We start from the raw sequence: 26,860 nt of genomic DNA on the forward strand, positions 1-26,860 counted from the left end.
CTCAGTGGCTTGGTCCCTGCTGACGCTGCAGCCGCTTGACCAGGTGTTCCAAGTCGCTGAACTGTTGTTCCACCGCTTCTGTAAGTCGGAATTGAACCAGGGCCCGTTGCAGATTGTGCCCAGGTCGATCGCAGCGGAAATACACGTCGCCCTCAAGATGATCCGTGAGGAACCTCAGTCCCAGTTCCATCGGGATCAGACGGATGCAGTGGGGCAGATAGTGCAGGTCCCAGTCACTCAGAAATCCACCTGCAACTGACAGATAGCCGTTGAGAATGGCCTCACAGAGGTTCATGTCAAATTCCACATCGTCCAGGGAGAGTGTTTCTTCTCCGGCTGGATTGCAGCAGGACCGCAAACAGTCGCCGATGTCGTAGTGAACGAGTCCCGGTTTGACCGTGTCCAGGTCAATCAGACCGATGGCCTGACCGCTTGCCTCGTCAATCATCACGTTGTTGATCTTCGGGTCTCCGTGGATGGGACGGTGATGGAGTTCGCCGCGTGCAAGAGCTGCTTCGAGAACATCCACGTCCTGGCGGCGCTGCTCTACAAACGCGCAGGCGTCACGCTCGGCAGGGCCCATGCGGCCCGTGGCCGCGGCGATCTCATCGAAGCGTTGGAGGTAGGCCGGTGTGACATGGAAATTTTCCAGGGTGTCAGCCAGCTGATCGGTGGGCAGGTCACTGATCAGGTGGTGGAACATTCCCAGCCCATAACCCACTTCCTGGGCGTGGGCACTGTCCCTGATGACATCACTGGTGGTCGCTGCACCGATGTAGGTGATCGAGCGCCAAAACTCCCCGTTTTGTTCGATCCAGGGGGAGGCTTCCCGACGACAGGGAACCACTCTGGGTACTTCCCAGCGGCGTCCCTTCAGTTGTGGAGGTGGAGAGGCGAGACGGCGCTCCATGTGGTCGCCCAGGGCCTGCAGGTTCTGCATCACCAGGTCGGGACGATCGAAAACGCTCGTGTTCAGCCGCTGCAGGACGAAGGCGCCGTCTTGTCCCTCATGAGTCACGAGGAAAGTTTCGTTGACGTTGCCTGAGCCAAGGGAGCGAATGGCTTTGATCCCCTCGCGAGGATGGAAGCGATCGGCGATGGCTTCCAGGGCCTCGGTCATGAACGGTCGCATGGGTCTCAGGTCGCACCTTGCCGCTCTTCCTGCGTTTTGCCCCGTTCAGGTGTGCAGAACAGAAGCCGACTCAGGCTTCGAGCTGGCTTTCGATGACGTCCATCAATTGCAGGTAGGCCGGCGTTCCGGTCTCACCGTTCTCGTCGAGGGCCATCTTTTTGCGCATGGCCTGATTGGCATTGTCCGCAATGACGGCATTCACCACAAGGTCGAGAGCTTTGGGGACCTCCAGGTTTTGCAGAGCCTCGGCATACCGACGGCTGTGGCTAGGTCGTACTGATTCCTGGCAGTAGCTGGAGAGTTCCCGGCTTTCCGTCATCACCCGGTAGGCGGTGTCCTTGACGCCAGCACGCCCGTAAATCGCCATATACAGCAGATTCACCATGGAAGCGTCGTGGGCTGGGATCGCGTATTTGCGGGCGATTTGAGGCCAATACCGCAGAGATTTCAAACCCTCTAGTCCGCCTTTGCGCAGGCCTGCGGCTTCACACCACTGTTCCAACTCCTCCATGGAATGAGGACAGCGGCCTTGATGGCACATCTCCTGTGCCATCACTTGCCCGGCCTGGAAATTACGGGTTGGGCTACCGGAAACGGGCAGCATCATGCTGCCGCGCACATCAGCCACCATGGCCGTGAGCTGGCTGAAGGTGTGGTCCCGTACCCGCTCGAAGTCGCCGTCGCGCACCAGGGTGGATTCAATTCTTGGTACGGCGTAGCCCAGTTCTGTAAGAGGGAAGGGCTGACGGTGGTAAAGCCGTTGCCGGTCGGGTCGTGCCATGGACACGGTGGCCGCCTGATCCAGGCACTGGTTCAGAAGCAGGGTTAGGAGCGTTGGCAACACACCTGGGTTGTCCTGATGGAAGCCATAGCCGAAACCGGCAAACACCGACGCCATGTTTTTGGCGGCTTTGATGAACTGCCCCTCCACGTTGTGAACACCAGCGGAGACCTGGATGTTGGGGGACAGTTGATCCATCAGCTGGGCACCCAACATCGCTGTTAGGGCGTTCGGATGGCAAAAGTTGGCTGTGAAGCTGTCGAAGGGATTACGTAGAGCTCCATGGCGGTGAAAGCCGGAGAAGAAAGCGAGCTCCGGTTGTTGCTCACACAGCACATAGGCGCTGTTGTTGATCGGGTCATGGCTGAAGGACCCCGCCAGGCAGGCCAGCACCACTTGCTCTCGATTGAGCTCTTGCCTCAAACGACAGGCTTCGTGGAGATCTTCTTCGATGTGATTGCTGTTGGCGCTGAGCACAACGAGGTCGCAACGCTCGATGAGATCGCTGAGGGTGTTGGCCACAAGCTCACCGCCTCTGCGATGGCAACCCATCTCGAGCACGGTCTCCACGTGCTCGTCGTCCATCGTTTCAATCGTTTCTCTGGGGAATGCTCCCAGCAGGTCCCGGCCAGGACGAGGGGCTAGTAGCAGACGCCCTTCTGCGTTCTGCATGGCGCAGTTGTATGCCAGCGACGCGGGATAAAGCCCGACGCTGTAGAACCCCACCTTGCCGTTCGACAGCTCCTGCACGCGCCGTCGTATTGCTCCGGCGTCCAGGCTTTGGTCGAAGAAGGAGTTGCGCATGCTGGCAAGCCTAAACAGCGTCTCTGTTGGGACTGCTCACAACAGACAGACACAATGTTCTTTCGTGATGCGGAGTTTCGCTATTCCGCAAGCTATGAGTTAACCCACTTGATCGAGGTTGAGCGCTGCGGAGACCTGTGAAGGTCTCTGCAATGCGGAAAATTGAATGAGGGGATAATTCGGAAATTATTAGCAAATGAATAGATTAAAGGCCCATGATTTGTCTGTAGTTTTGGTTGGAACGTGTTCTTTCATTGAGGGACTGGATTTCTGGATAGGCTGAAAGGGCTTCGTTGGGATAAAAAATGGGGAGGTAGCCGAGGTGCGCGTTGACGGCACAATCGGCGGCTGTCCAGCAATCCCCCACTAAAAACTTTTTCTTGCCGTAGAGGTCGTTCAGTGTTGCCATCAGTCTTGGAAACTCCCGCTCCTTATTTGAGGGAACGAATAAAGCAATCGCCAGTGTGGAGTTGGCGAAAAGGATCCACTGGCTGATGGAGGCGCGTGTTGCTAGATCTTTGACTTCGTTAGCGTAATTCTCGGAAAGATACTAAAGATACTGAAGAATTGCGCCCGACTCAAACAGCACTAATCCATTGCTGTTGTCTTTAAGGGCAGGTGGCTTGCCAAAAGGATTCACCTCCAAATAACTCGATGCAAGGTTTTGACGAGCTGTCAGGTCAACGTTGACGTAATCGTAGGAAATCCCTTTTCCTGACATGTACCATTTCGGCATCAAGGCACGGGTCTTGATGTCGCCATAGAGATAAAGCGTCATTGCTGATTATTATTGATCCTATCCTTTGGTGGTCACCATTGAGCAAGTGTCGCGAACGAATTGACTTGTGGTGATGTCAATGATGTATGTCTTAATGATCATGAAGTTGGCTTCGGGGTGTGGTATTTGATCTGATTTGTTGGACTCTCACAAATATTCCATTTGTTTGATAGTCGTCGGAATTGTTACTTGCTTTATGCCACTTCTTGGTGGATTATGTGGTGCTGGCGGTGTGATTCCTGCAGGACCGGTTTAAACACGCTGTAATGCGTTCAAACCATTGCCTGCAGGCCTATGACCAGCCGTGATCTGCTGATGGCATACCGCTGGCCAGCGGCGGTTGTTTTGTCCAGCCTGGTTTTGGCGGCAACGGCAGTAAAGCTGCTAAGTCGGCCTATCCCCATTGCGATTGAGGGTGGATTGCAGGTGGACAAGCTGGTGCTTCCGCCCAGTGTCACCATCCGCTCTGATACGCCTTTACCGGTGGTGGTGCAGGAGCAGGTGACCATCTCCGGAGATGCCCCCCTTGCGATTGAAGGTCCCGTGTCGGTGAAATCGATTGCGGGGGCGGTGACGGTGAATGCCGATGCACGGGTCAGCGGGGTGGAAGGACAGCTGTCCGTCACGGCTGATCAACCGCTTGCTGTGCGAGCAGATGTGTCTGTCGAAGACAAAATTACGATCGGCGGCAAGGTCGACATTCAGGGCAAGGTGAAGCCAACCTTGCTTCCTGTTCCAGGGCTCTGATCAGCCGTTGCGAGGAGCCAAGCCGTTGCCGATGGTCAGGCCCCGCTCCCAGCGGTTGAGTTGTCGCAGTCCCAGGCCCGTCACTGCGGCGGTGACCAATCCGACGCTGCTCCAGGGGGTGCCCTGTCCGATGCCCACGAGAGCTGCGGAGCCCCAGAGCAACGCCCAGGTCCATGGACGAGCCTTTTGAATGTTCGCCAGAGCTGCAGAGCAGCTGCGGCAATGGATGGTGTGGCTTTGGTACCGATCCATGAGCTCTGTTGTGGTTTGCCTGGGTGGTAGGCGTTGCCCTGCAAAGGGCTCGCCGCCGTTGGCGTTCAACCAGCGATGCAGGGCAGCGACGTAGACGTCTGAAGTTGTGGGCATAAAAAAGCTGCGCTCCACGGCGGAGCTACCGCCGGCCTGCTCCAGTACCCGTTCCTGCCAGTGCAAAAACACCTGATCGTCCTCCAGTACCTTGTGGTTCCCGATGTGCTGCAACCAGCGGGGACGCAATCCGATCAGGACGCGAGGTAACGCTGATTGGAATTGGAAGGGGAAGCGGGCGAACAGGCGGCACTCGCCGCGTCGGATCGGGACGGCATACACAACGGTGAGGATGCGTCCGAACCCCTTGGCGGTGAGGTCGTGCCACATCAGTTGGGGCGCCCGAAAGCAGGTGGACTGGGCGCCGAGCTTGCCCCGGCGAGGCCCCTCCTCCCAGAACGCTTCGAAGCCATCAGCGTCTTCATGGGTGACTTTGGCTTCAACGGGGGCAGCGTTGTCCCGCTTGCCCACGGTTTTGTGGTGGGTGAAAGGAACGTGACTGACGTCGAGCACGTTTTCCAGCAGGGTCACCGCATCCATGGGGAGATCCCGGAAGGTGTCTTGCACCGTCCAGCTTTCGGGATTGTCTTCAAGAGCTGGAACCAGGGGGAGCTGACTTGGGTCTGCGGCATCGGGGGCACCCATCCAGACGAACAGCAGTCCCTGCCCCGTCGCTGTCGGCAAGCTGGCGCAGCGGGACCGCCGGTTGTTGGGCTGAGTGTTCTCGAGCGCTTGCGGCACGCGCTGGCACTGGCCGCTGCCATCGAAACTCCAGCCGTGATACGGACATTCAAGGAGCCCTTCGTCGTTGATCCGACCTTCGCTGAGGGGAACCAAACGGTGGGGGCAGACATCGGGGAACACTCGCCAGCGTTCCTTGCTGTTATCCCACCAGATCACCAGATCCCGCTCTAGCAGGGTGAATCGACTCGGCTTTTTAGGGTCGAGGTCCTGCACATAGCTGATGGGCCACCACTGTTCGGTCCAGGTGGGGTGCATGGCAGGAGCATCAAGGCCGCCATGTTCGCTAGCCGGATGGCTTGACCGCGGAGTTGCGCTTGCCATCAGCGCTGCTCCGTGCCTCCGCCACTGGACTTCTCACTCGTTTGGAACTATGGAGTTGCGCGAAGAAATTGCACTGTTGTGCATTCGTCTGAAGCGACATCTCTGAATCTCCATGCCCCGTCTGACGCCCGACCAGTTCCTGCACGAGCTCACAGGTGCTGAAGACCTGTTGATCGTGCAGGACCTCGATGGCGTCTGCATGCAACTCGTCAAGGATCCACTGACACGGTGCATGGATCCTGCCTATGTGGAAGCAGTCGCTGCCCTGGATGGCCAATTCGCTGTGTTGACCAATGGTGAACATGAGGGCCGTCGCGGGGTGAACCGTCTCGTGGAACAGGCCCTGGTGGATCCCGATTTACCCAAACGTGAGGGCCGTTATCTGCCGGGTCTGGCGGCTGGAGGGGTGCAGTTGCAGGATCGCTTTGGCGACCTGAGCCATCCCGGCGTCTCGCAGGAGGAAATGACCTTCCTTGCTCAAGCCCCCAGCAGGATGGAAGCCTTGCTGATGGAGCGGCTGCCGGCCCTGCTTCCGCAGCTGCATGGTGACGACCTGGCTCAGGTTGCCAAAGCCGCCGTGTTGGACACCCAGGTCTCACCGACGATCAATCTCAATGGGATTTTTGCTTTTGTCCCCGGTGATGTGACTTGTCAGCAGGCTCTTCAGACGATGCTGTCTGAGCTGATGCATCAGTTGCTTGCCGAAGCTGCAGATCAGGGGTTGGAGGGGTCTTTCTTTTTGCATGTGGCTCCCAACCTGGGCCGTGATGCACAAGGGGATGAACGGATCAAACCCGCTGCTTTTGGGGATGTCGGAACCACCGACATTCAATTCATGCTCACAGGTTCCATCAAGGAGGCTGGCCTTTTGGTGCTGCTCAATCAGCACATCAAGCGCCGTTGGGGTGAATCCCCTTTGGGTGATGCCTTCAATGTGAGAACGGCTCCCCATGCCCCCGATGCGCTGTTGGCCTTGGTGAAGGAGCGGATCCCCGCGGAACGGATGCCGTTGTTGGTGGGGGTGGGCGACACCGTTACCTCCACGGCATCAGCTGATGGCACGGGGTGGCTGCGAGGCGGCAGTGATCGAGGCTTCCTCAACCTGTTGCAGGACCTCGGGGCCTGGTGTGGTCAACCCAACCGCGTTGTTCTCGTCGACAGCAGCCATGGCGAAGTGGATCGGCCCAGCCACGCCGATGGGAGCTTGCAAGGAATCACCGATCCAGAGGATTCCCTGCGGATTGACGTGCTGATGCCCGACGGTCCGGACCAGTACATCGCCTGGTTCCGCCAGCTTTCCGCGCATCGCTCTGCGGGCCCTGTGCGCTAAATCACAACCGCGCTTGACCGGTGTCATCGGGAATCAGCGCTGAATTGAGGAGGGTTGCCTCAGCACCAACCCAGTTCTCATGTTTGCCAAAACCGTCGCTGTTCTCGCTGTCCTCAGCGGTACCGCCCTTCCGATCGCCGCCTTGTCGATTCATGCGGTGATGGAAGCTCAGATCCACCACTGCACGATTGATTTGCCGGCTTCAGAACCTATCTGTACGGATGCGGTTACCGGCCTCAAGTTCGACCATCAGTATCGCCGCAGTGGAATGTTCGCCTCCGCCGGTGAACGCAGCTGATCAAGAGAAGACCCGTTGATTGTGTCGATAAGAACCAACTCCACTCCGATCTGCTATCTGGAAGAATCAGCGTTACCTGTTAGGTGCCGGTGACTGTCGTTGAGAGGGTTTTCCCGCCACTGAAGCGCGGACAGCTCACAACGTTGCAGGTCAATCTTGGGTACCGCTGCAACCAAAGCTGCGCCCATTGCCATGTGAATGCAGGGCCGACCCGCACCGAGATGATGGCTGCGGATCTTCTGGCGTTGATTCCTCAGATTCTTGAGCGCCATGGGATCGCCTGCCTCGATCTCACGGGGGGAGCACCGGAGCTGCATCCGGGCTTTCGTGATTTGGTGCGGCAGGCACGATCACGCGGAACCGCTGTGATTGACCGCTGCAATCTCACAATCCTGAGTGAACCGGATCAGGAGGACCTGGCTGAATTCCTGGCGGATCAGGGTGTTTGCATCACAGCCTCCTTGCCCTGTTACAGCGCTGAGAATGTCGATCGCCAGAGGGGTGATGGCGTGTTTGAACGCAGCATCAGCGGCCTGCGGCAGCTCAACGCTCTGGGCTATGGAACGGGCGATCCCAACCGGCAGCTGGATCTCGTTTACAACCCCCTTGGCCCGGTTTTGCCTCCCCCCCAGCAGGCCTTGGAGGCTGATTACAAGACCGCATTGGCTGGGTTGGGGATCCGGTTTGATCGTCTACTGACGCTGGCCAACATGCCCATCCAACGGTTCGCCAGGCAATTGGAACTCAACAGCGAATTGCAGTCATATCAAGCCCTTCTGGAGGAAGCGCACAATCCCGACAATCTGGAGTCTGTGATGTGCCGCCAGCTGATCAGTGTGGACTGGCAAGGCCATTTGTATGACTGCGATTTCAACCAGCAGCTCGGACTCCCCTGTTCCGGGGAGCTCCGACACCTTCGTGATTTGATGCGCCTCTCAACCGTTCCGGCGGATCAGTCGATCCACACGGCTCAGCATTGTTTCGGCTGTACCGCTGGCGCAGGATCAAGTTGTGGTGGAGCACTTCAGGGCTGATTCTCACTTCATGGGCATAGTGGGGAGATCTGTGTCGAGGCCATGCCGCTGAATCGCATTTGTTCCTCTGCTGTTGTTCTTCTGATGTCTGCGACCGGAGCCATGGCTGAGGCGCAGGCGCATGGCCAACCCAAACAGGCGATGTTCAGCACCAAAGCTGAAGCCGAAGCGGCTGCCCCGGGCTTTGGTTGCAAGGGTGCGCATCAGATGGGTGAGATGTGGATGGTCTGCGACAAGCACGGTGAGGCGGATCACCATGGAGCGCACTGATTCATGAGTGAAGGTGGGCACTGCGGCAGCAAGCCGAAGCGAATTGCGATCGGGGTAGCTCCTCTGGGCACCATCTCCATCGGCATCGTGCCGATGGGGGTCATCTGCATTGGGGTGGTGCCGATGGGGGTGGTCTCGATCGGTGTGGTGGCGATGGGCGTGATCAATGCAGCCATCGTTGGGATGGGATTGGTGGCGGTGGGTGTCAACACCATGGGTGTGATCACAGCAGGCCCGATGAGCATGGGGTTGATTCAGATTCGCTCCACGACCAACCCGCGCTATCTGGCTTATCCAAGTCGAGAGGAGGCGGAGGAGCAGGCACGCAAGTTGGGCTGTAAAGGAGTGCACCGCATGGGCGATCGCTACTGGATGCCTTGTAACGAGCACCCTCAGTAAGGCCGCTACAGGAAGGTCCCCAAGGGTTCGCTTCACAAAAGCTTCGGAAGACTTCTGTTGCAGGCACCTTCTCAGCGGTCCTTCTGCTGGCTTCAGTGTGAGAAAGAGGGGCGTACCCGATGTCATCGTCTCCACGTGAGCGTCTTCAATCCCTACTCAGTGCCCGATGGCTGGAGATGGGTGAGGTGTCGTTGATGCATCACCGCCAGGTTCAAGTCTTGTTGAACACCTTGAGGCGCGAAAAAGAGCTTGTTTCCGTGCAGCTCATTGACCTCCTTGTGACAGATCTCTACGACAGGGAATTTCGCGCTTAATGATCAGCTGTTAAGTGCTTATCCCTGGCACTTGGGGCAGATCGCGCGCACATTCAGGCTGGATTCAATGAGTTGAAAGCCAACATGTTCTGCGGCAGCAGCCCCTGCTGCAAGAACGGATTCGCTTTCAAATTCTTCTGTCCGTCCGCAGCGGATGCAGACCACATGGTGATGTTGACGATGATCTTCGACGGCCAGCTCGAAGCGTCGTCCACCCTCACTGAGTTCCAGTTCTTGGAGCAATCCCATGTCGGCCAGGAGGCGCAGGGTGCGATACACCGTGGCCAGGGACACCTTCATGTCGAGTGCCGCCAGCTGCTGGTGCACCTCCTCGGCACTGAGGTGGCAACCTGATCCACAGTGTTCAAACAGTTCAAGAACACGTTTGCGCTGCGGCGTGAGTCGACGCCCGTCCTGATGCAGGCCCCGCTGCAAAGTTGTGTCAGTTGCGGCAGGCGCGGAGGACGATGTCACAGCTTCTCCTCGCTTGTTCTCAATAGTAGTCCTTAATGAGAGTGCCGTCTCGCCTCTATTTCATTGTCGTGATCTAATCCCCTCGGTTGCCGATGAAGCAAGACGAATTCTGGTGATAACGTCCGCCAGCGATGTCGTTCTGGTCGATGGAAACCCACGTCCTCACCTTCACGATCACCAAGTCATTTGCTGAATGGGTCGCCACCTATGACGCATCTCTGCCGCTTCAGAAAATCGCTGGTATTACTTCTCTCTACCGGGGAGTCAGTAAGGAGGACCCCACCAAGGTCTGCGCCGTGATGCAAGCCGCACCCGGTGTGATGGAGCAATTCATCGCCGACAACACCGACATGATCGAGGCTTCAGGGCATGTGATTGAGAGCACCATCAGCCAGGTGTTCGTCGCCAGCTGATGGTTTGGCGTCCTGCGCGGGCCTGGACCAGCCAGAGCCCGGTGGCCGGTTATCGCCATTTCGAGTTGATCACGCAGGGTGGGAGCGGTGATCAGCGCTGGCTGGAATTGGCCGCTGTCCTGAAGCCATCCCATCGGGAGCGGGTGCTTTGGAGCGAGCTCAAGGATCCAAATCGCTGGAGCAGCGGCTGGCAGTCCATTCCTGAGGACGATGCGAATTCTCCAACTCAGTGATCCACACCTGGTGGCAGCTGATCAGGGTTTGGTGCGTGGAAGGCTGGCCCTCGCACACGTGGAGCAAGCTCTGCGGGTTGGCTGCGCCATGGACCCCGATCTGGTTCTGGTCACGGGTGACCTTTGCCAGGACGAAAGCTGGGGTGGGTATGTCCGGCTGCGAACAGCCCTGACCAACCACGTGCGCTGCAAGGTTGCTCTGGTGCCCGGTAACCACGATCACCCGCTGTTGCTGGATGCGGTTTTGGGGAGGGGGTGCGTGACAGGCCCCGCTGATTTTGTGGTCAGAGGAGTGCGCTTGGTACTGCTGAACAGCCACAAGGTTTCTTCTGCTGCCGGTCAGCTCGGCTGGGCTCAGCTCCAGTGGCTGGAACGACGTTTGCAGCGTTCAGAGCGCCGTCATCTGCCCCTTGTGGTTGCTCTTCATCATCCTCCGATCGCCATCGGTGATGCCGGCATGGATGCGATCCGGTTGCTTGATCAAGATTCTCTTGAGGCTGTGTTGCGTCCCCATCTCGCTCTGCGGGCGGTTTTGTTTGGCCATATTCATCAGCATTGGCTAGGCCACTGGGCGACGCGTCCTGATGTGTCACTTCTGGGCTGCCCTTCCACGCTTTGCAGTTTCAAGGCAGTGCAGGCTTGTCCCCTCGACCGAGCTGGTGATCCAGGCGGAAGGCTGCTCGACCTGACATCTGATGGAGAGCTTCAGCATCAAGTGCTGCGTTGGTCTGACGTCAGCCCATCCCTTTCTGGGATTCGCGGAAGGCCTTGAGCTTGTCGATGTCTTTTTCTTCGTCGATGGAATAGTCCGTCAGGATCAAGGCCTTGCCAATGGTGCCGAGGGCGTACTCGATCCGGTCGAGATCCCGACGTCCCTCTTGATCCAGCCTCGCTGAGCGAATCACTTCAGGGTGCAACTGATCGGCCAACTGCTCCAACGCCGATGCGATCGCTTTGGCCTGCTCGAGTGGCTCTGTTTGACCCATGAATCCTGAACAGATGCAACCAGTTGACTCTGGCAGCTCTCCTCAGAATCCCTTGGCGGTGGGGCGCTGACTCGAGAGGGAGACGTTGCCAAGGGGGTGCTGCTGGGCGGGCTGTTGCATTGCGGTTGGTGCAGCACCAGGTGCTGCCATGGCATTGAAAGCGAGGGACCAGCGCTCCCCTTCACCACGGAAGGGCATCACCGAATGGGGTTGCCAGGCCGGGAACACATAGAACTCTCCGGGGACGGGCAGCACGTAGTGCGCCATTCCGGTGCGGAACGACTGCAGATGCCAGTCTTCCGGGCCGTGGAAGCAGAGTTGGCCATCAAAACTGTTGGCATTGATCTGGGGTGGCACCTTTAGAAAGATCACCCCGGAAAAGCTGCCGCCATGGGTGTGGGTGGGGTTGTAGTCGCCTGCGGTCTGGCAATTGAGCCAGAGATCAATCATTTGCAAGCGGTATCGACCGGGAACCCAGGGGCCGCGACCTTGGGGAGGCTGACGGTCCATCACATGGCGGATCCAGCGATCACAGGCCGGCAGCAGGTAGTTGTTGCTGAGGTCCTGCACGCCGGGTTGGTCCGGCCGCAGTTCGCGTTGCTGACGCAGTTGACCCGCCAGCTTCGCTGATGCATCGGGGCTGGAATCAGGATTGGCGAGAACGCTTTCACTTAGATCAATCAGCTGCTGGAGCAAAGGGTCCGGCAGGGTGCCCCGCAGGATGGAGCGGGGAAACAGATCGAGAACGTCCACCAATGATTGGTCTGCTGCAGGTCATCGTGGCAGCCCCAAAGTGGGTGGACTGTTCATGCCGATCGTGATGCTGCGCCACGCACTCCTGCTGCCTTTGGTGCTTGTGGGCTCCGCTGCTGTGGCGGCTCCTGATCTACTGGGGCAACAGGGTCCCACGACAGCCTTGCTTCAGGGCGGGGCACTGCAGCTCAGTACCCGCCGAACTGCTGAGCGGTTCCCTGACGGCAACCGCATCTGGAAGGTTGAGCTGCATCGAGGCGCTCGACTCCTGGCCAGTTGGCCAGCAGCCAGTGGTGTTGCCGGGCGCCAAACCGCTGATCGCCGCTGGAGTCCCGGGAATGCTGCCCCCTTACCCGCCGGCGAGTACAGCTTGGGACGTCCCGAACCTTGGGGTAACGATCTTTGGTTTGACCTGACCCCTCGCTTCGACACCACTCGCAGTGCTTTAGGAATCCACCGCTGTTACCCCGGCACAGGGTGCATCTGTATTCCAAAGAGGGCTGACATCGATGCACTCGCAAGTTGGGTTAAGGCCTCGGGAATTCGCACCCTGAAGGTGGTGAACTGACTTTTTGCGGCCTGTCATGCACCAGGTGACGCCAGCACCGTTAAGCAAGACTCAAAAATCGACCCTTGACAGGTCAACTCGGTTTTCAGCGAGATTGTTGAGCAATACAGACTGCTTCTTGAAACCAGCAGACGTATTGGATTCATCGTCACAGCGCTTTGGCTCATTTGAACAATGTCGTTGACTCATCTGAACGCCATTGAATATTTCACTGAGAGATATTCGTAGTGGAGGCTTGGAGAAGCATCCAAATCGATGATTGATCGTGTCATCGGGCGCTGGTACACCAACTGACTTCTTCGTCGTAGGGGGAGTCGGTCCAGCGTTATCTCATCCTGATGAGTCGTCTTGCAACTTGCTCCCGTCTCATTTGGTCAAAGTCACTGCTTCATCGGAACGGTAATTACCACTTTTCAAGGTCATCGTTGCTTTGAAGGGCAGCTTGACGGCGCCTCTTCACCCGATGATTCTGGCGAGCCATCGGGCGCTGGAGCAGAACTGACTCTTCTTCATGAGCGATGGAGAGTCAGTCCAGCGTTATCGCATTTGTCTTCGACAGCTTTGAAACGAAACCTGGTTTCATTTGAGTGATGCCAACTTCTCATTTTTATGCAACGCCTGCGTGAGCCGGAGGCAAGATGAAATTTGAAGGTTCTCGCGAGGCACCTTCAAATCGATGACTTATCCGGGTCATCAAGCTGGGGTTACAACTGACTCTTCTTCATGAGCGATGGAGAGTCAGTCCAGCCATTTTGTTTTGATAGCAATTTCATTTTCATGGCTAAGAGCAAAGGCGTTCGAATTATTGTCACTCTTGAATGTACCGAGTGCAGAACAGCTGCAACTTCCGAAAAACGCTCGCCAGGTGTATCCCGTTATACGACCACAAAAAATCGGAGAAATACTCCAGAAAGACTTGAGCTCATGAAATTCTGCCCGCAGCTCAACAGAATGACATTGCATCGTGAAATCAAGTAATAAGAATAAGAGTTTGTATGTGCTTGTTTTGGGATAATTGAATTGCTTAATGGTCACAATATGAGATACGAAGATGCATGCCTATAAGCAGTTTTATCTGCCTGCTGTATCTTTGCCTGGTCGTCGCTGATGAGCTCCCATGAGCGCAATTGTCTATGAGCGGATGGTGGATTTGATTGATGCCAGTGCGGCTTTTCTTCCTTGCTTCTAAGTGAATACCATGGCAATGCTCATTATCAATGATTGGTGAATTATTAATTGATTGGCGCTTTATGGTTTTTGATTATTTTGCGTATCAATGTGATTGGCCATTGGTAGAATTTAAGACGACCCTTGAGCAGTAATCAGGCTAATTTCTAGGCATCCGCATTCTCATCCTAGTCATGACCAACATCGAAGCATTCGCCCATATCATTGACTTAGCAAACCGAACCACTGATAAGACTACCTATGATTATTTAATGCAGGAGGCTCAGGAGATCATGAGAGATAAAGAGACAGAAGATATAAGCTATTGTGATTTTGCGGAGTTGGTGAAAGAGCGGCTTGAAAATGAATCTCAAAGACTAAAGATTGACTAATCTTGACTCAACCCAAAAGGGATTGTGGTATGGGTGGATATGGTTCAGTGAAGCTAATGGCGGTCACAGAAGCGCATTGTGAGAGAACTGTTGTTGCTTCGGCTTGGCACTGACGCGTCAATCCTGTTCTTGGCTGACCAGCCAGTCAGGCTTCATGTTTAGGCGCTTACCGAGAATGACTTGTGGATTCCAGGGGAACCAGCCTGAGAACCTACTTTGTGGTTTGTCACACCGCTCTTCAGCCTTGCCACTCCTTCACCGCTGATGCATGGAAGATCGAGAGAGTTGATCCCTTCGTCCGGGGTTGCATTGGTCACGTTGTCATTGCTCAAAGGAATCTCGCTGTAGCGGCATTGGAAGCACATCTTTCCAGAGAGCCAGCGAATATTTGTTTGAACAGTTCATTCCAGCCGGAGCTGTTCCTGCAATGGATTCGCTGCTGTCGAATTCATTGGCGTCGTCTGGCCCTTCTTCCCTCCAGGTTCAAGGGTCAGCCAGACGTGCACTAAAAACAGTATTAATGTCAGTGCTGATTGGGTTGCTTTTTGCGCTAATCAATCGCCTGCATCAGTCTTTCCCACTCTGGCTCTGCACTCTGATGTCACGTAAGACAACTCGTCTCACCAACCTTGATGCATCAGTTTTAGAAGCAGAGATGCGTTGCGGAACTGAATGGCCGATTGGTCTTATTGATGCGATTGCACAAGCCCATCAGACCACAGTTCGATGCGTGACAGAGCGGCGTCGAGTATTGCGTCCCACCGTTTGGCACGATCCCTATAATCCACACTCCACCAGTAATTTGTAATGCTGATGTTTTGCTAGGTCTCAGATTCTCTCGTGAACAAGCAAAAATAATAGTCAAAATATTGTTCCATTTTTTTTGCCTCTTTTTGGCTTTGATATGACCGTTGCTGGAATTGCCCGTATTCTTCAATATGGTGCTAAGGATGGTTTGAAGTCATCGCCTATGCATTGCCTTCTGGAAGGGCATCGCTAAAAGGTGTCGCTCTTCCGTTCGATCAATTGACTCGATCAACGTTTTAGATTTAACATGTTCTTGATGCGTTAATTACGTGGCTGTGCTGGCAAGTCTTGATAATAGTTAGGTCGCCCTTGGACGGGGTTCGGCAAAAACATAAGTGATTTACTCTTCGGCAATACTTTCGAGGGGTAGATCTCTTTTTTATTCTGTATTTAAAAGACAAGCCATGGGTGGATGAACCATGGCTTGCCTGAGCCTGCAAAACCCCTGCAGGCTCAGGCGAAATCTAAAGACTGTTCTTCTATGCCTGCGCATTCATTTGATACTTTGAATGCTCTCAATTGCTTTTGTGCTTTCTTGTGGAAGCTGGTGGATTTTTGCAGCTAGCAGGATCCAGTATGTTCTTGATTGATCCACTGCTTGCTACAATTAATCTTTCCTGTTGTCTCCATTGATGCGATCAAGGTTTGATTTGTGCAAATGATTCTTTTTCTGGTTAAATAAGATCTACCCCTAAAAAGTAATGTAAAAATAAGGCGAATTGGATCGGGCCAATTCTTAAGTTGCGAATGCCACATTTTTTTGAAAATGCAGTCTTATGGAAGTTCATCAGTCAGTTATGACTGGTGGGCTGGAAACTCAGGCGTGGCTAAACGCAGCGGCTCTTTTATTGCAGCGCACGCTGCCCATGCAGGCTTGATCATGTTTTGGGCTGGTGCCTTCACCTTGTTTGAGTTGGCCCGTTATGACGGAACACTGCCAATGGGAGAACAAGGGCTGATTTTGATTCCACATCTTGCCGGCCTTGGCTTCGGCGTAGGAGAAGGTGCTGTAATCATTGACCAGCAACCCCTCATCGCGATCGCAGCATTCCATCTGGTTTCATCTGCTGTACTTGGAGCAGCTGGAATCTGGCATACGCTTCGAGCTCCCAAGGATCTGTCTAGTGCTGAGGGCCGAGCCCAAAAGTTTCATTTTGAATGGAGTGATGGCAAAAAGCTCACTTTCATCCTGGGTCATCACCTGATTTTTCTCGGCCTCGGAGTCATCGCCTTCGTTGAATGGGCAAAGCGCCATGGAATTTACGACAGCGCCATTGGAGCTGTTCGTCGGGTTGAACCAAACATTGACCTCGGCATGGTGTGGGGTTATCAGGCTAATTTTCTTTCCATCAGCAGTCTTGAGGATGTGATGGGTGGCCATGCTGTTTTGGCCTTCATTCTCACGATTGGTGGTGTTTGGCATATCATCTCCAGCCCTTTCGGTCCCTTCAAAAAGGTCTTGATCTACAACGGGGAGTCAATTTTGTCTTACTCGCTTGCAGGTATAGCTCTGATGGGATTTGTGACCGCCATTTGGTGTGCTCAAAACACAACAATTTACCCCGTTGAGCTGTATGGAGATCCATTGAAATTGAATTTCGCTTTCTCTCCATACTTCAGCGACGCAACTACTCTTGAAGGTGGTGCCCACTCAGCCCGGGCTTGGCTGGCCAATACGCACTTCTACCTTGCATTCTTCTTCCTGCAAGGACATTTTTGGCATGCCTTGCGCGGCATGGGCTTTAACTTCAAGCGCGTTTCTGAGGCGCTTGACAACATGGGGAATTCCAAGATCAGTGCCTGATTGATCTGCCGTTTCTGATGTACCCCTCATCTCAGTGAGATGGGGGGATTTTTTTGTTTCGTGATTCGGCCGGAAGTCCGCCTTGTCTGATTCTTTCTGAAACCACATCATCCTTTTCCTGGATTATTTTGTCTTGTCGGTGACCTTTTAGCGGTATTTTTTCAGGCTGCGGTGCAGATATCCACGTCGTCATCATGAGACCCATGGACCATCTCGCATCAAACATCTCAAGGGCTACGGAAGTATTGCAAGGCCTTGTCGAGCTCCTGCCTGGCCTGTTGTGTATTGGATGGATTCTCTAAATGAAGACTCTTGTCTTTGTATGTGCCGACAAAATGTCGACCTATCGTCTGCGATTTTGTTCTTTGTATCTCGTTTTGGTTGCTTCAAGCCTTTGATCGCTGTTTTGAGTGATGCCTGCCAGGCACTGGGATTCGCCTTGATTTTGGCTTGTGTCAAGCCTCTTCGTCCCTTAAGAAATTCGGTGGTGTATCGGTAGACACGGATTTGTCCATCAACATAATTCCGTGGTCGAATCGCTCCGGTGGTGCATCGCCGTCGACCACACAACATTCATTGTCGATGTGCAGATTGCAGCGTTCGGATCAGATGGCATCCGATGGCAGGGTGGTCTGTAGCACCGACGTTCCCTTGGCAGAGAACTACAACGGAGTCAATCCAGCACCTTGATCGGTTTTATGGACGTCAGCTTCTGGATGATTGTCGGCTTTCTCCTTGCGGCGTACTCCGTCGTAGCGAACGACTCTCTTCAGACTCTCGGCACCTACATCTCGTCCAACAAAAAACGCACGCCAAAGCCGGTGCAGATGCTTTTTATCTGCACAGTGACAACCGTGGTGTTGATGCTGGGCTGGGCTCTCTCCAACGGCGATCCCGCCTGGGGAAGGCTCAGTGTTCCCGGCAGAGAGTTCCCTTTGCCCGAACCTTTTTCCTGGGTGTATGTACTCCCACCCCTTGCGGTTTTGGCATTAACCCAATGGGGGGAGCCGGTGAGCACGTCGTTTTTGGTGTTGTCCTCCTTCCAACCGGCCAACATCGGTATCTTGATCAGTAGCTCCCTGACGGGCTACGTCCTTGCCTTCTCCGTTGGCCTTGCCGCCTATGGCCTGGGCATGTGGTTGTTGGAGCGCTGGGTGTTCCGCTGCTCTGAGGAGGGCAAAGTTCCCAGCAAAGTCTGGTACTTACTGCAGTGGTGCTCCACCGGTTTCCTTTGGAGCATGTGGTTGGTGCAGGACTTGGCCAATATTTTCGTGTTCCTGCCCCGTCAGCTTGGGTTCTTCCCGATGCTGATCTCCACGCTGGTGCTCTGCGTGGGCCTATGTGTTCTGGTAGCCACCGGGGGTGGACCTATTCAGGCTGTACTCCGCTCGAAGACCAACACGTCCGATCTTCGGTCGGCCACGGTGATCGACTTCTTTTTTGGCCTTTGTCTGCTCTATAAAGCGTTTCTTTCGACGTTCCCTTTGAGCACCACCTGGGTGTTTTTGGGGCTGCTGGGCGGTCGAGAGATTGCCCTGAGGATCAAGGAAAGGGAATTCGAGTACGTGTTCACCAACCAGGAAAGCGGCACGCTCGCCAAGATCATTGGTAGTGATCTTTGGAAAGCCGCCATCGGCGTGGTGGTGAGTCTGGTGATTGCCCTCAGCATCCAGCCTCTCGCTCAGTTCACTGCAGGTTGACCGCTTGATCTCATGGCAGCTCCCCGATCCACGTCCAGAGATTCCGGTGGTCGCTTTCAGGCCAGCAAGGAACCCAAGGCCAAGCCGGTGCAGGTTTGGTTGAAGCCTGATGTCTTGCAACGGCTCGACACCTACTGCGCCTTTTACGGCGTCGGTCGTGGTCGGGCCATTGGCCACCTCCTGCAGGGTGCTCTGCCTGACCCCAATTGGTTGCCCCCGGTGATTGATTTGCTGGAGGAAGCTGATCCTGCTGCTGCACTTGCAAACGAGCCTGATCATTCACAACATGAACAGAGGCAGGCATTGACGCCGATGCCTTGTTTTCATGTGGGTGATCGTGTGTGCAACAAGGCCAGTGGCCGTTGCGGTGTGATTGCTGATGAGCCCCTTCTTTGGGTCGAGCCGGGGCCATCTTCCACCGGAATGCGCGGTGAAGGCCATTGGAGTTACGCCGTGGCCTGGGATGGTCAGCTGGGATTAACGATCCGTTATGCGGGATATCTGCTTGTCCCAGAGGGTGTGGTCTGAGTCGCCTGATCCTGTGGTCAGCCGATGAATCCATGGCTAGGGCAGAGAGGGATGAGGCCCTCCATGGGACGTTGTGTTCTCCTATCGCTTTTGCTTCCATGGTTAATGGGAGGGTCGGTGCTTGCCAAGCCTGAGCCGCAGCTCAGTGCCAGACAGACCATCCTCGAGGCGAACCGCCATCTGATCGCCGATGGTTGGCGTCCTGCCCCTGAACAAATGCCAACGCCGGAAGAGCGGCGCTGGTCGTCTGTTGCACTCAAAAGTCTCTCTGCCTGTTCCGGCACAGGCGTCGGCTTCTGCCGTTTTGATTACCGACGTGATCTGCAGCGGTTGTCGGTGGTGACAGTACCCAGTAAACCGGGCCGCCCTTCTGTTGGTCGCGTCGATCGTTGGTGGTGATTAGGGGTTGAGCGATTGCTCCTGCCAGTGCGTTGCAGCGCTCCAACGCGTGCGTTGATGGGGATGAGGCCCCAGGTGGAGCCGCTCGACGATCTCTATCTGCAACCGCAGCACCATGAAATGGTTTGGTAGCGGTGACGTTTCACTGAGTTTCTCGGGGAAAGTTGCTGAGGGATCCAGTGGATAGGCCGGTGTGGGCCAGCCCCAGACAGCACGCCCTGTATCGGAGAGCTGTTGCCAGCGCTGCTGACACAGTTCAGCTTGTTCGGCAGGTGTGATCAGCTGCACCATGCCGCGAAGCCTGAACTGCTGGCGGGCTTTGGGGAACAGCCAGCACAGTTCTGCTGCTCCATCGTTGGAGAGTTCTTTTCCTTTCTCGCTGCGTTGATCAGTGAATAGTTCCAGCTGGTCCACACCGGACCAGCCTCGGAACACCAACGTCCGCACCCGGGGCGTTCGATCGCGCCCGTTTGTGGCCAGTTGCACCCAGCGGGCGCTAACGGAGCGCCCCTCCCGCTGCAAGGCAGCACGAAGCAGAGGTCTCCAGGGGGGCAAGGCCTCAGTCATGGCAGATCGAACAAGCGAGCTTGCTCGGCAGCGGCACGCACAACGATGGCGTGGCGCTGCACCAGCGGGGTGAGGGCGTCATAACCACCACCGATCACGGTCGCGGTTGGAATTCTGCGGCGCAGACAGGCATCGAGCACGAGTCGATCCCGCATCATTAATCCCGCATCGCTGAGTGCAAGTCGGCCGAGCCGATCATCGCGGTGGGGATCGACGCCGGCGTTGAAGAGAACCAGTTCCGGCGCGGTGTTGTCCAAGGCGTCTGGCAATCGATCGGCAATGGCGGCGAGATAGTCGTCATCGCTGGTGTGATCGGCGAGGGCAATGTCGATATCCCCCTGCACTTTGCGCAAGGGGAAATTGCTGCCGGCGTGCACCGAGAGGGTGGTCACCCTGGGGTCGTGTTGAAAACAGGCTGCTGAACCATCGCCCTGGTGCACGTCGAGATCAATGATCAGAATCCGCTGCACCTCCCCTGTTGTCAGCAACACCCGTGCGGCGACAGCACAGTCGTTAAAAATGCAGAATCCGCTCCCGAAGTCAGGGTGGGCATGGTGGGTGCCGCCAGCGAGATGACACGCCAGGCCTCGCTGTAGAGCCAGGCGTGCCGTTAACAAGGTGCCGCCCACGGCGAGCCAGGTGCGCTGCACCAACGGACGTGTGGCAGGGAGCCCAATGCGGCGTTGCGCCGGATGGGGGAGGCGGTCGCGGCTGAAGGCTTCGTGATAACCGCGGGGGTGCACATGTTCCAGATCCTTGCGGGCGATGCTCAAGGGCCGATGGACCTGGTTGGCCTGGATCACCCCCTGCTCCAGCAGAAGTTGATGCAGCAGCCGGAACTTCGCCATCGGAAAGCGATGGGTGCTCGGCAGCGGAGCGGAGTAGCGAGGGTGGTAGACAACCGAAAGCGTCAAGGGGTTGTTCTCACCCAAGAGGTCTCAGGCCCATTCAAGGATTATGCAGGCTGCTGGTGCAGCAACAGACCTTATGCCCTAGATCTCCCTGCTGGACTTGGTTTTGGGAGATCACATTCTTCAAATGTGCCAAAGCGGTGCCAATAGCTGCTGGATTTCTCAGGTTTTTTGGCACGACCTTTCTGAGACCTCTCTGAACGCCTGGTGACGCGTACACACACCAGCTAACGTTTTGCTCATAACGGAATCGCGCTTCTCGGTGCCCCCGACCCGCGGTGACGTCGACCTCCTTCTCTCAGTCAACAGTTGTCTGGAGAACAGCTGCTAAAGCCCATTCATCCGTCGCAGCAGACGCTGCCCTTAGAAGAGTGGATTGCCTTGCCAATCCGCACACCTAAAGGTGAGCGCCCGGTGCGTTGCGGGAATGCGGCTGAAACGGCGGCGGCTCATAGCAAGGTTCGACGCGCCCACGCCTTAGGCGTCATTTGGGAGCACACCGAGGGCAAACCTCGGGAAGGTGAACTGCTTTGCCACAAGATCGGCAATCGCTTTCACCACCTTCAGCAGCATCTGTTCAAGACCGAGGGAAGGGCACCCGCTGCAGTGCAGCAGGAAGCTCGCGATGCAGAAGCATCCAAACCTCCACCGGAAGACTCACCCGAAATCCGAGCCTTCTTTGAGCGCTGGCTCGCCACACAGCACCACAGCTACAAACACGGAACCCACCTCTGAATGGGTGCCCGAGTCAGAGGCGGCAAAGCTTCTGGCGATTAAAAAAAGCACCATCCGCACAATGCGGCGTGACGGCAGGCTGACGCCTGGCGATCACTACATCTTTGCCACTGGCACCGCGGGTGGCCCGGTGGTCTATCGCATTGACGCCATCAGAAAAACACTTGCCGAACGAACCATCGCGGCAGTGCAGGGAAAGGACTCTCGACGGAAAGCTGAATTAGAGCGACGCCTGGGGCTAATCGAAACCTATGGCGAAGAAGACCACCTCAAAAAAGAGGGGGAATGAGTCATGCGTTCCTCTAGAGGAAACAATCCCTGCCCCGTTTGTGGCAGGACGAAGGATACCGACTGTCGATGGAATGACACCACGATCCTTTGCCATACAGGTACCGATCTACGACCAGGCGACACCATCACCATCGCTGGCATCAAGTGGGCATTCATCCATCACAAAGGTGGGTTCAGCGGCATGGCAGCCGTCTTCAAGCCTCACCGTGATCGCAACCGTGAGGAATGGAAACGCGACCTTCGACGACCCACACCAAGCAGCCCCGCACAACTGCTTGCAGTTCAGCAGAAGCGCACCCAGTGGTTAGACGTTCTGGATCAATTCTTCGCTGCCTTTGACGCCGCATGGAACGTCCCTGACTTCTATTCAGCCACCCCAGACCAACTCAAAAACGCACTTACCGCCATTGATGACGCGCAAGCCAAAGCAGCAGCCCTCGCACCGCATCTGCCAACCATCTGGCGTGAACACCCAGACCTGAAGCAACTTCACCGCCTACGCGTTGAAGACAACCTCAAGGCCATTGCCTACATGGCAGACGACGCCCGCCAGTTCAAACAAAACGAACTTGGTAACCCTTGCTCCGTGGCAGTTCGTGCAATGGCGGAGGGGCTCTAAATGACTTTCGTCTCTGACCCACCACAACTTGCAGACGTGTTTGAACTGCCCAGCAAAAACGGGCACGCCAATCGTGAACAGAAGAAGGCTGCACTGCTGGAAGCCATCACAGGTGCCGATGCAGTCGAAACCCTCAAGCTTGGGCTGGAAGCACTCGAAAGCATTTCATCGTCAACAGAGCGGTTTATTGCCCTTCAAAACCTCAAGGCAAAAACAGGGCTGAACGGCAGCAAGGCATTTGAACAAGCCGTTGCAACGCTCATTGACGAGCAACGCAATGAAAAGGACTGCACCCTTGCCGAACTCATGGCAAGAAAGCGGGATGCCACCTGGGGCATTGATCAATTTGGCTGCAAAGGCGCTTTAGTCGGCATCGGCGGAGACAAGGGCGATGGCAAAACAACCCTCATGTATCAAGCCGCAATCGCTGTTGCTTCTGGTGCCCCGCTTTTTGATGAACTCACCGTTCAACGCGCTCCAGCAATCATCGTGCAATGCGATGAATCAGACCTGAACGCCCAAAAGAAATTTCTCGCGATGGGCGCTGACGCTGACTTGCCCATCCATTGGATGTGGGGCTTTAACCCCGCAATGGTTCCAGACCTCAAACGCAAGATTCAGAAGACTGGAGCCAAGTTCGTCGGGATTGACTCCATCACCACCGTTGCGGGCGGTCGCGGCATCAAATCAACCGACCCGGAATATGCCCTGTTCCTCTATCAGCTGAACAACCTGGCCGCTGAAGTTGGGGTCGTCATCTTCCTGTTGATTCACCTCCGCAAACCCGACAATGCCAAAGGACGCAAAGCAGTTGGGCTGGACGACTTCCTTGGCACTGGAATGCTCACCGCCGCTTGTTCTGATGTCTTTGGCTATTGGCCGAACAAGGCAGAAGACGCCTTCCCTGACCAGTTCATGCTGCGATGCCTCGGTAAGCGGAATTGCGAGGCAGGAACCACCTGGGACCTGCAGGGCAATAAAGACGATTACTCCCTCACCTTTGTTGGTGTTCAAGGTGGTGGCGCAACGCCCTCAGAACGGCGCACAGTCATCGCTAAGGCGCTGGACTACCTACGCCAACGGAAGGGGCATCTGCAGGACACAGAAACGATTGCAGCGGGCATTGGTGCCCATGAGAGGACCGTCGCCAGAGAGCTTCGTGACTACTTCTCCAGCGGCAATGCCCTGGGCATCCAACGCGTGAAGGGTGAATCAACAAACACCGGCGGGCGGAAGCCATGGCTTTGGTTGTACTGACCAGTTTCGGAATGCCTCGCATGGGGCGTTCCAAATTCCAAAACTCACGCGGAATCGGCATAAATCCCAGTCCTGCACTGGATTCAGTTTCGGAACCTTTGCCCCACTCACCGAATTCCCAAACCAGTTTCGGAATATCTAAAGCAGTTTCGGAATGTCAATACAGGCTGAATGTTCCTAAACCTCCATTCTCCCTAATCCTTCTCTCTAACAACTCTCTCTCCATGTCTCTCTCTGAAACACTGCTGGGTTTTGGAGCTTTTTTCAAATACGCGCGCGCGGTAGAGAGACCTATCAGATTGATGTAATCACGATGACGATTTTCTCTAATGTAAATCGCGCCATTTAATGACTTCCTGGCAGAATGAAGCAATGGCGAAGAAGTCCGACAAAGCAGAAATTGATCGGCGGGTTCATACCGTCGTGAAACTATTGTCGTCCGCCAAGACATCCAGTTACATCCTTCGCTTCTGTTCTGAAGAATGGGGGGTGACTGAACGACAAGCACAGACATACCTGCAACGTGCCAGAGAGATCATCAAGGCTGACTACTCAGTCGAACGCTCAGACTTCCTTGGGACGCGTCTAGCCCTGCTGGACGAAATCATCGAAGCCAGCATCCGCTGCAAGCAACACTCAAATGCGGTTGGGGCCTTGAAGCTTCAGGCACAGCTAACCAGGCTGCTGGAAGGCAGTTAGATGGAATGAAAAAAACCGCCATTGCTGACGGGGTGTTTTGTGTAAGGTTTTGTCGGGAGAGTGTAAGTAGAAGGTCTCTTCCATGACTGCCTCTTCATCCTCATCTTCTAAAACGATGGTTAGGCCATCTTCAAGTTCGTCAAAGGCACACCAGAAGTCGTAGGTTCCCGCTTTGCAGGCAGTAGTCACTTCTGTGTACTTTGCCTTTGCTTGCTCCAGGTCGTTGGTTTCAAGAATGACGTTGTCGTGTTCGCCATCCATTTCAATCAGTTTGTAAGTCATTCTTTTTTGGATTAGCAGTTGTGTGGTTTTGTCGGAAGATGGATAGCGACAACATCAGCGCCCCCTACTTTTCCCTTCAAGGGGGCGACGAGGTGGTGCGAAGGCAGTTGTCAATTAAAGTTATTTATGGAGAGATTCAATAGGTTCTCAGCCCCGCATCCTTTTTTTTCCTCTTGGATACATACTTTTTCGCGATGTCATGGTCCGCATAGCTGAGCATTGTGATTGCTAAAGCTGCTATGTGCTTGAGAAAAAATAGTGAACCGTGAAAAGCTATTAAGAATAAGGATCCAAAAACTGCGTTAGTGTCACCATCTGCATTTGGTTTCTGTTTTCCCGCAAAGTGATCTTCCCCCCGATCAGAAGATACTGCCTGAACTTCAGGGTACGAAGTGGATGGTGCTGAGGTGGCTACGTATGCAAAAGCCGGAGGATAGTCTGGAACTTCAGGAGAATCTAAATTAAGGACTTCTTGGGATTCAACTGTCCTTGGTTTGTCGGCAACATGGTTTGAAGCGTCATTAGTTGTATGACGAAGATGAGAGAAGATGTTCATTGTTCTGAAGAAGATAGTGTGGGGGAACCTTGCGCTCGCCAAAATGCCAGTAGTTCTTCGGGCGATGGAAAAGTCAGACATTCTGTCCAACAATTAACAACATCAATTCCTCGTTCTGAAAGCCAGTCTGCATAGTTGGTAACTGATAGCCTTTTAGCGTTGGTGATTCCTTTGAATGCGCTTTTTTCGAAGCATGGCTTGTGACTGGTGTACAGCTTGTTAAGCCAGTCTTTCGTCATCCTTCGCTTTGCAGGAGCAAATGGAATTGATGCCTCTGAAGATGGAAGAGCTTTGTAATCAGTAGATCGAGCCTGGTTCAGCGTCGACTGTGCTCGTGCCAACCCTTTGTCGAGGTTGTCCATCAGTCGTGCTGTCGCCATCGCGTCCTGCTTGATCTCCTCTCTCAACTGTTTGGCTGAGTTGAGGGTCGACGCTGTGAGTGAGTTGTTGTTCACGGTCTAAACGGAGCTTCTTGATGGATTTCCAAGTTGTTAGAAAGCGGTAACAGGCACCGATCAGCGCTTGAATGGGGCGCCCGCCTGAGAATTTGCCAACACCTCTTCGATATTGATCGATAGCAGATGTGAAGTCATCACCCACAGACTCAAGACGTTCCCAGGCTTTAGCATCTTCTTCTATTTGTTGAATTAGTTTGTCCATTCGTTGAAGTGCCTGGAGCTTTCCTGCACTCGCTTCGAGTAACTCACTACGCATGTTTTGAAGATCTAAATAAAGCTGGTCAATCAGCTTATCTCTATGAGAAATCTTCATTCCGGAACTCCTATTATTGCCAATAGATGCAACACGGAGTGCGTCATATGTTTCCCTTAATTCGTTTGAAATAGGAATAGAGGGAAACGTCGATTCATTGATTGGATACTTGCTTGGCATAGTAATTTTTTTTGATGACAACTGAGGCCTGGACTAGATTCCTCCTTGTCTTTGCTGGCTCTTTTATTGTTATTTAGATCCACTAGTGATACCTCCCCCATCTGAGGGATTTATTCAGGCAACCTTCTCCCCTATCTGGGTAGGCCATAAAAAGCCCCGCCATTGCTGACGGGGCGAATAATATGAAGGGAACTAGTTGAAACTAATCACTCGTCCTAAACCGTATTGTGTTTCCTGAAGATGACTTAATGCGAAGACTAAGCACATTATTCATATAGCTAGAGCTTTGGATGACTCCTGGAATTGTGTTATTTATAAGGACTTTTGCTCCTTTTTGGGGAGGCTCTAAATACCTTATTGATGTCACCTCCTCGTCCTCCCACAGAATATCTATGTGATTGTTTCTTGTCACAGTATATCTTCCACTGTGGCTAAAAATCGTGCATCTTCTGCGCAAGTTATTGAAGTAACAAGTGCGCTTGTAGTCATAAGGCCATTGTGACTTATCAGTAAGCTGATTTCTCCAGTGCCACTTAGGGTCCCAAGGGTCTCGCGGGGCTGCATGAACTG

Annotated in this window: 35 protein-coding genes; 22 read left to right on the plus strand and 13 right to left on the minus strand. The window is 54.7% G+C overall.

Translation table 11 applies throughout. The annotated features are described in order from the left end of the window. Position 1: 1 nt before the first annotated feature. From DXY30_RS04260 to DXY30_RS14675, 4 genes are all read right to left on the minus strand, one after another. Positions 2–1,132, minus strand: a complete 1,131-nt coding sequence (locus tag DXY30_RS04260) for a phosphotransferase enzyme family protein (RefSeq protein WP_244281250.1) — start codon at positions 1,130–1,132, stop codon at positions 2–4. 70 nt (positions 1,133–1,202) lie between these two features. After that, a complete protein-coding gene (locus DXY30_RS04265) occupies positions 1,203–2,717 on the minus strand; it encodes a hypothetical protein (protein WP_115093515.1) in 1,515 nt (504 codons plus the stop codon). Positions 2,718–2,922: 205 nt separating this feature from the next. Next, positions 2,923–3,213, minus strand: coding sequence for a glutathione S-transferase family protein (locus tag DXY30_RS14670; RefSeq protein WP_371638608.1), 291 nt, complete (start codon positions 3,211–3,213; stop codon positions 2,923–2,925). A 54-nt stretch (positions 3,214–3,267) separates the two neighbouring features. Then, on the minus strand, positions 3,268–3,495 hold the full coding sequence (locus DXY30_RS14675) for a glutathione S-transferase family protein (protein WP_371638599.1): 228 nt from the start codon (positions 3,493–3,495) through the stop codon (positions 3,268–3,270). Positions 3,496–3,789: 294 nt separating this feature from the next. On the opposite strand from DXY30_RS14675, the gene DXY30_RS04275 reads away from it, so the two are divergent. Further along, positions 3,790–4,242: a hypothetical protein gene (locus DXY30_RS04275; RefSeq protein ID WP_244281252.1), complete on the plus strand. Its 453-nt coding sequence runs from the start codon at positions 3,790–3,792 to the stop codon at positions 4,240–4,242. Here DXY30_RS04275 and DXY30_RS04280 read toward each other — a convergent pair whose 3' ends face one another. Next, entirely contained in the window at positions 4,243–5,547 is a 1,305-nt protein-coding gene (locus DXY30_RS04280) for a Rieske 2Fe-2S domain-containing protein (protein ID WP_115093516.1), read from the minus strand. A gap of 178 nt (positions 5,548–5,725) precedes the next feature. Between DXY30_RS04280 and stpA the strand changes: the two genes are divergently transcribed. The 6 genes from stpA (at position 5,726) to DXY30_RS04310 (ending at position 9,258) form a co-directional block, all read left to right on the plus strand. Then, positions 5,726–6,943: a glucosylglycerol 3-phosphatase gene (stpA, locus tag DXY30_RS04285; protein WP_115093517.1), complete on the plus strand. Its 1,218-nt coding sequence runs from the start codon at positions 5,726–5,728 to the stop codon at positions 6,941–6,943. Positions 6,944–7,022: 79 nt separating this feature from the next. After that, positions 7,023–7,241, plus strand: a complete 219-nt coding sequence (locus DXY30_RS13515) for a hypothetical protein (protein WP_137006783.1) — start codon at positions 7,023–7,025, stop codon at positions 7,239–7,241. Positions 7,242–7,330: 89 nt separating this feature from the next. Continuing rightward, positions 7,331–8,275, plus strand: coding sequence for an arsenosugar biosynthesis radical SAM (seleno)protein ArsS (arsS, locus tag DXY30_RS04295; protein ID WP_170951123.1), 945 nt, complete (start codon positions 7,331–7,333; stop codon positions 8,273–8,275). 141 nt (positions 8,276–8,416) lie between these two features. Further along, the gene (locus tag DXY30_RS14380) at positions 8,417–8,545 is read left to right on the plus strand and encodes a DUF3721 domain-containing protein (RefSeq protein ID WP_244281266.1); all 129 of its coding nucleotides are present in this window, start codon (positions 8,417–8,419) and stop codon (positions 8,543–8,545) included. Positions 8,546–8,548: 3 nt separating this feature from the next. Further along, positions 8,549–8,944, plus strand: a complete 396-nt coding sequence (locus DXY30_RS04305) for a hypothetical protein (RefSeq protein WP_115025176.1) — start codon at positions 8,549–8,551, stop codon at positions 8,942–8,944. Positions 8,945–9,063: 119 nt separating this feature from the next. Beyond that, on the plus strand, positions 9,064–9,258 hold the full coding sequence (locus DXY30_RS04310) for a hypothetical protein (RefSeq protein ID WP_115025175.1): 195 nt from the start codon (positions 9,064–9,066) through the stop codon (positions 9,256–9,258). Positions 9,259–9,276: 18 nt separating this feature from the next. Here the strand turns inward: DXY30_RS04310 and DXY30_RS04315 are convergent, their stop codons facing one another. Then, the gene (locus tag DXY30_RS04315) at positions 9,277–9,732 is read right to left on the minus strand and encodes a Fur family transcriptional regulator (RefSeq protein WP_115093521.1); all 456 of its coding nucleotides are present in this window, start codon (positions 9,730–9,732) and stop codon (positions 9,277–9,279) included. Positions 9,733–9,878: 146 nt separating this feature from the next. Between DXY30_RS04315 and DXY30_RS04320 the strand changes: the two genes are divergently transcribed. From DXY30_RS04320 to DXY30_RS04330, 3 genes are read left to right on the plus strand one after another with little or no spacing between them, the layout of a single operon-like run. Further along, entirely contained in the window at positions 9,879–10,145 is a 267-nt protein-coding gene (locus DXY30_RS04320; protein ID WP_115093570.1) for a DUF3764 family protein, read from the plus strand. Continuing rightward, a complete protein-coding gene (locus tag DXY30_RS04325; protein ID WP_115093522.1) occupies positions 10,145–10,378 on the plus strand; it encodes a TIGR02450 family Trp-rich protein in 234 nt (77 codons plus the stop codon). Before DXY30_RS04320 ends, DXY30_RS04325 begins: the two co-directional genes overlap by 1 nt. Then, entirely contained in the window at positions 10,356–11,150 is a 795-nt protein-coding gene (locus DXY30_RS04330; RefSeq protein WP_115093523.1) for a metallophosphoesterase, read from the plus strand. Before DXY30_RS04325 ends, DXY30_RS04330 begins: the two co-directional genes overlap by 23 nt. Here DXY30_RS04330 and DXY30_RS04335 read toward each other — a convergent pair. Continuing rightward, complete coding sequence (locus DXY30_RS04335; RefSeq protein ID WP_115093524.1) at positions 11,113–11,364, minus strand: hypothetical protein; 252 nt, start codon at positions 11,362–11,364, stop codon at positions 11,113–11,115. The genes DXY30_RS04330 and DXY30_RS04335 overlap by 38 nt on opposite strands. A 42-nt stretch (positions 11,365–11,406) precedes the next feature. Next, positions 11,407–12,117, minus strand: a complete 711-nt coding sequence (locus tag DXY30_RS04340; RefSeq protein WP_115093571.1) for a putative 2OG-Fe(II) oxygenase — start codon at positions 12,115–12,117, stop codon at positions 11,407–11,409. Between the two features lie 40 nt (positions 12,118–12,157). Between DXY30_RS04340 and DXY30_RS04345 the strand changes: the two genes are divergently transcribed. From DXY30_RS04345 to DXY30_RS04380, 7 genes are all read left to right on the plus strand, one after another. After that, complete coding sequence (locus DXY30_RS04345) at positions 12,158–12,685, plus strand: hypothetical protein (RefSeq protein ID WP_371638602.1); 528 nt, start codon at positions 12,158–12,160, stop codon at positions 12,683–12,685. Positions 12,686–13,462: 777 nt separating this feature from the next. Continuing rightward, positions 13,463–13,663, plus strand: coding sequence for a 50S ribosomal protein L33 (gene rpmG, locus DXY30_RS04350; RefSeq protein WP_115093573.1), 201 nt, complete (start codon positions 13,463–13,465; stop codon positions 13,661–13,663). Positions 13,664–14,046: 383 nt separating this feature from the next. After that, positions 14,047–14,244 carry a hypothetical protein gene (locus DXY30_RS04355; protein WP_115093525.1) on the plus strand — a complete coding sequence of 66 codons (198 nt, stop codon included), beginning with the start codon at positions 14,047–14,049 and terminating at the stop codon, positions 14,242–14,244. A 1,573-nt stretch (positions 14,245–15,817) separates the two neighbouring features. Further along, positions 15,818–16,855 (plus strand): chlorophyll a/b binding light-harvesting protein, encoded by a 1,038-nt coding sequence (locus tag DXY30_RS04365; RefSeq protein ID WP_115093527.1) that lies wholly within the window; start codon positions 15,818–15,820, stop codon positions 16,853–16,855. 698 nt (positions 16,856–17,553) lie between these two features. Beyond that, on the plus strand, positions 17,554–18,555 hold the full coding sequence (locus DXY30_RS04370; protein ID WP_170951124.1) for a hypothetical protein: 1,002 nt from the start codon (positions 17,554–17,556) through the stop codon (positions 18,553–18,555). A 12-nt stretch (positions 18,556–18,567) separates the two neighbouring features. Continuing rightward, entirely contained in the window at positions 18,568–19,083 is a 516-nt protein-coding gene (locus tag DXY30_RS04375; RefSeq protein ID WP_115093529.1) for a hypothetical protein, read from the plus strand. A 63-nt stretch (positions 19,084–19,146) separates the two neighbouring features. Then, entirely contained in the window at positions 19,147–19,482 is a 336-nt protein-coding gene (locus DXY30_RS04380; RefSeq protein WP_115025165.1) for a hypothetical protein, read from the plus strand. Here the strand turns inward: DXY30_RS04380 and DXY30_RS04385 are convergent, their stop codons facing one another. Then, positions 19,483–20,049 carry a pyridoxamine 5'-phosphate oxidase family protein gene (locus DXY30_RS04385; protein WP_115093530.1) on the minus strand — a complete coding sequence of 189 codons (567 nt, stop codon included), beginning with the start codon at positions 20,047–20,049 and terminating at the stop codon, positions 19,483–19,485. Next, on the minus strand, positions 20,046–20,963 hold the full coding sequence (locus DXY30_RS04390) for a histone deacetylase (RefSeq protein ID WP_115093574.1): 918 nt from the start codon (positions 20,961–20,963) through the stop codon (positions 20,046–20,048). The genes DXY30_RS04385 and DXY30_RS04390 overlap by 4 nt, the downstream gene beginning before the upstream one ends. 306 nt (positions 20,964–21,269) lie before the next feature. Here DXY30_RS04390 and DXY30_RS13520 point away from each other — a divergent pair, with 306 nt between their 5' ends. From DXY30_RS13520 to DXY30_RS04410, 5 genes are all read left to right on the plus strand, one after another. Further along, entirely contained in the window at positions 21,270–21,695 is a 426-nt protein-coding gene (locus tag DXY30_RS13520) for a hypothetical protein (protein ID WP_137006784.1), read from the plus strand. Between the two features lie 4 nt (positions 21,696–21,699). Next, positions 21,700–21,984, plus strand: a complete 285-nt coding sequence (locus DXY30_RS04395; RefSeq protein ID WP_244281254.1) for a helix-turn-helix domain-containing protein — start codon at positions 21,700–21,702, stop codon at positions 21,982–21,984. Between the two features lie 3 nt (positions 21,985–21,987). Then, positions 21,988–22,605: a hypothetical protein gene (locus tag DXY30_RS04400; protein ID WP_115093531.1), complete on the plus strand. Its 618-nt coding sequence runs from the start codon at positions 21,988–21,990 to the stop codon at positions 22,603–22,605. Further along, positions 22,606–23,862: an AAA family ATPase gene (locus DXY30_RS04405; RefSeq protein ID WP_115093532.1), complete on the plus strand. Its 1,257-nt coding sequence runs from the start codon at positions 22,606–22,608 to the stop codon at positions 23,860–23,862. Between the two features lie 372 nt (positions 23,863–24,234). Next, the gene (locus tag DXY30_RS04410) at positions 24,235–24,561 is read left to right on the plus strand and encodes a hypothetical protein (protein ID WP_115093533.1); all 327 of its coding nucleotides are present in this window, start codon (positions 24,235–24,237) and stop codon (positions 24,559–24,561) included. Here the strand turns inward: DXY30_RS04410 and DXY30_RS04415 are convergent. The 3 genes from DXY30_RS04415 to DXY30_RS04420 form a co-directional block, all read right to left on the minus strand. Next, on the minus strand, positions 24,535–24,843 hold the full coding sequence (locus DXY30_RS04415; RefSeq protein WP_115093534.1) for a hypothetical protein: 309 nt from the start codon (positions 24,841–24,843) through the stop codon (positions 24,535–24,537). The genes DXY30_RS04410 and DXY30_RS04415 overlap by 27 nt on opposite strands. 136 nt (positions 24,844–24,979) lie before the next feature. Next, positions 24,980–25,480 (minus strand): hypothetical protein, encoded by a 501-nt coding sequence (locus DXY30_RS13525; protein WP_137006785.1) that lies wholly within the window; start codon positions 25,478–25,480, stop codon positions 24,980–24,982. A gap of 216 nt (positions 25,481–25,696) precedes the next feature. Continuing rightward, the gene (locus DXY30_RS04420) at positions 25,697–26,170 is read right to left on the minus strand and encodes a hypothetical protein (RefSeq protein ID WP_115093535.1); all 474 of its coding nucleotides are present in this window, start codon (positions 26,168–26,170) and stop codon (positions 25,697–25,699) included. Positions 26,171–26,860 lie beyond the last annotated feature (690 nt).

The sequence above is a fragment of the Synechococcus sp. UW106 genome (assembly GCF_900474015.1).
In the GTDB taxonomy this organism is placed as follows: Bacteria; Cyanobacteriota; Cyanobacteriia; order PCC-6307; family Cyanobiaceae; genus Parasynechococcus.

Excerpts from the sequence above, each read along its gene's own strand:
- DXY30_RS04260 (WP_244281250.1), bottom strand. The coding sequence starts at position 1,132 with ATGCGACCGTTCATGACCGAGGCCCTGGAAGCCATCGCCGATCGCTTC.
- DXY30_RS04265 (WP_115093515.1), bottom strand. The coding sequence starts at position 2,717 with ATGCGCAACTCCTTCTTCGACCAAAGCCTGGACGCCGGAGCAATACGA.
- DXY30_RS14675 (WP_371638599.1), bottom strand. The coding sequence starts at position 3,495 with ATGACGCTTTATCTCTATGGCGACATCAAGACCCGTGCCTTGATGCCG.
- DXY30_RS04275 (WP_244281252.1), top strand. The coding sequence starts at position 3,790 with ATGACCAGCCGTGATCTGCTGATGGCATACCGCTGGCCAGCGGCGGTT.
- DXY30_RS04280 (WP_115093516.1), bottom strand. The coding sequence starts at position 5,547 with ATGCACCCCACCTGGACCGAACAGTGGTGGCCCATCAGCTATGTGCAG.
- stpA (WP_115093517.1), top strand. The coding sequence starts at position 5,726 with ATGCCCCGTCTGACGCCCGACCAGTTCCTGCACGAGCTCACAGGTGCT.
- DXY30_RS13515 (WP_137006783.1), top strand. The coding sequence starts at position 7,023 with ATGTTTGCCAAAACCGTCGCTGTTCTCGCTGTCCTCAGCGGTACCGCC.
- DXY30_RS14380 (WP_244281266.1), top strand. The coding sequence starts at position 8,417 with ATGTTCAGCACCAAAGCTGAAGCCGAAGCGGCTGCCCCGGGCTTTGGT.
- DXY30_RS04305 (WP_115025176.1), top strand. The coding sequence starts at position 8,549 with ATGAGTGAAGGTGGGCACTGCGGCAGCAAGCCGAAGCGAATTGCGATC.
- DXY30_RS04310 (WP_115025175.1), top strand. The coding sequence starts at position 9,064 with ATGTCATCGTCTCCACGTGAGCGTCTTCAATCCCTACTCAGTGCCCGA.
- DXY30_RS04320 (WP_115093570.1), top strand. The coding sequence starts at position 9,879 with ATGGAAACCCACGTCCTCACCTTCACGATCACCAAGTCATTTGCTGAA.
- DXY30_RS04325 (WP_115093522.1), top strand. The coding sequence starts at position 10,145 with ATGGTTTGGCGTCCTGCGCGGGCCTGGACCAGCCAGAGCCCGGTGGCC.
- DXY30_RS04330 (WP_115093523.1), top strand. The coding sequence starts at position 10,356 with ATGCGAATTCTCCAACTCAGTGATCCACACCTGGTGGCAGCTGATCAG.
- DXY30_RS04335 (WP_115093524.1), bottom strand. The coding sequence starts at position 11,364 with ATGGGTCAAACAGAGCCACTCGAGCAGGCCAAAGCGATCGCATCGGCG.
- rpmG (WP_115093573.1), top strand. The coding sequence starts at position 13,463 with ATGGCTAAGAGCAAAGGCGTTCGAATTATTGTCACTCTTGAATGTACC.
- DXY30_RS04355 (WP_115093525.1), top strand. The coding sequence starts at position 14,047 with ATGACCAACATCGAAGCATTCGCCCATATCATTGACTTAGCAAACCGA.
- DXY30_RS04365 (WP_115093527.1), top strand. The coding sequence starts at position 15,818 with ATGCAGTCTTATGGAAGTTCATCAGTCAGTTATGACTGGTGGGCTGGA.
- DXY30_RS04370 (WP_170951124.1), top strand. The coding sequence starts at position 17,554 with ATGGACGTCAGCTTCTGGATGATTGTCGGCTTTCTCCTTGCGGCGTAC.
- DXY30_RS04375 (WP_115093529.1), top strand. The coding sequence starts at position 18,568 with ATGGCAGCTCCCCGATCCACGTCCAGAGATTCCGGTGGTCGCTTTCAG.
- DXY30_RS04380 (WP_115025165.1), top strand. The coding sequence starts at position 19,147 with ATGGGACGTTGTGTTCTCCTATCGCTTTTGCTTCCATGGTTAATGGGA.
- DXY30_RS04385 (WP_115093530.1), bottom strand. The coding sequence starts at position 20,049 with ATGACTGAGGCCTTGCCCCCCTGGAGACCTCTGCTTCGTGCTGCCTTG.
- DXY30_RS04400 (WP_115093531.1), top strand. The coding sequence starts at position 21,988 with ATGCGTTCCTCTAGAGGAAACAATCCCTGCCCCGTTTGTGGCAGGACG.
- DXY30_RS04405 (WP_115093532.1), top strand. The coding sequence starts at position 22,606 with ATGACTTTCGTCTCTGACCCACCACAACTTGCAGACGTGTTTGAACTG.
- DXY30_RS04410 (WP_115093533.1), top strand. The coding sequence starts at position 24,235 with ATGGCGAAGAAGTCCGACAAAGCAGAAATTGATCGGCGGGTTCATACC.
- DXY30_RS04415 (WP_115093534.1), bottom strand. The coding sequence starts at position 24,843 with ATGACTTACAAACTGATTGAAATGGATGGCGAACACGACAACGTCATT.
- DXY30_RS13525 (WP_137006785.1), bottom strand. The coding sequence starts at position 25,480 with ATGTCTGACTTTTCCATCGCCCGAAGAACTACTGGCATTTTGGCGAGC.
- DXY30_RS04420 (WP_115093535.1), bottom strand. The coding sequence starts at position 26,170 with ATGAAGATTTCTCATAGAGATAAGCTGATTGACCAGCTTTATTTAGAT.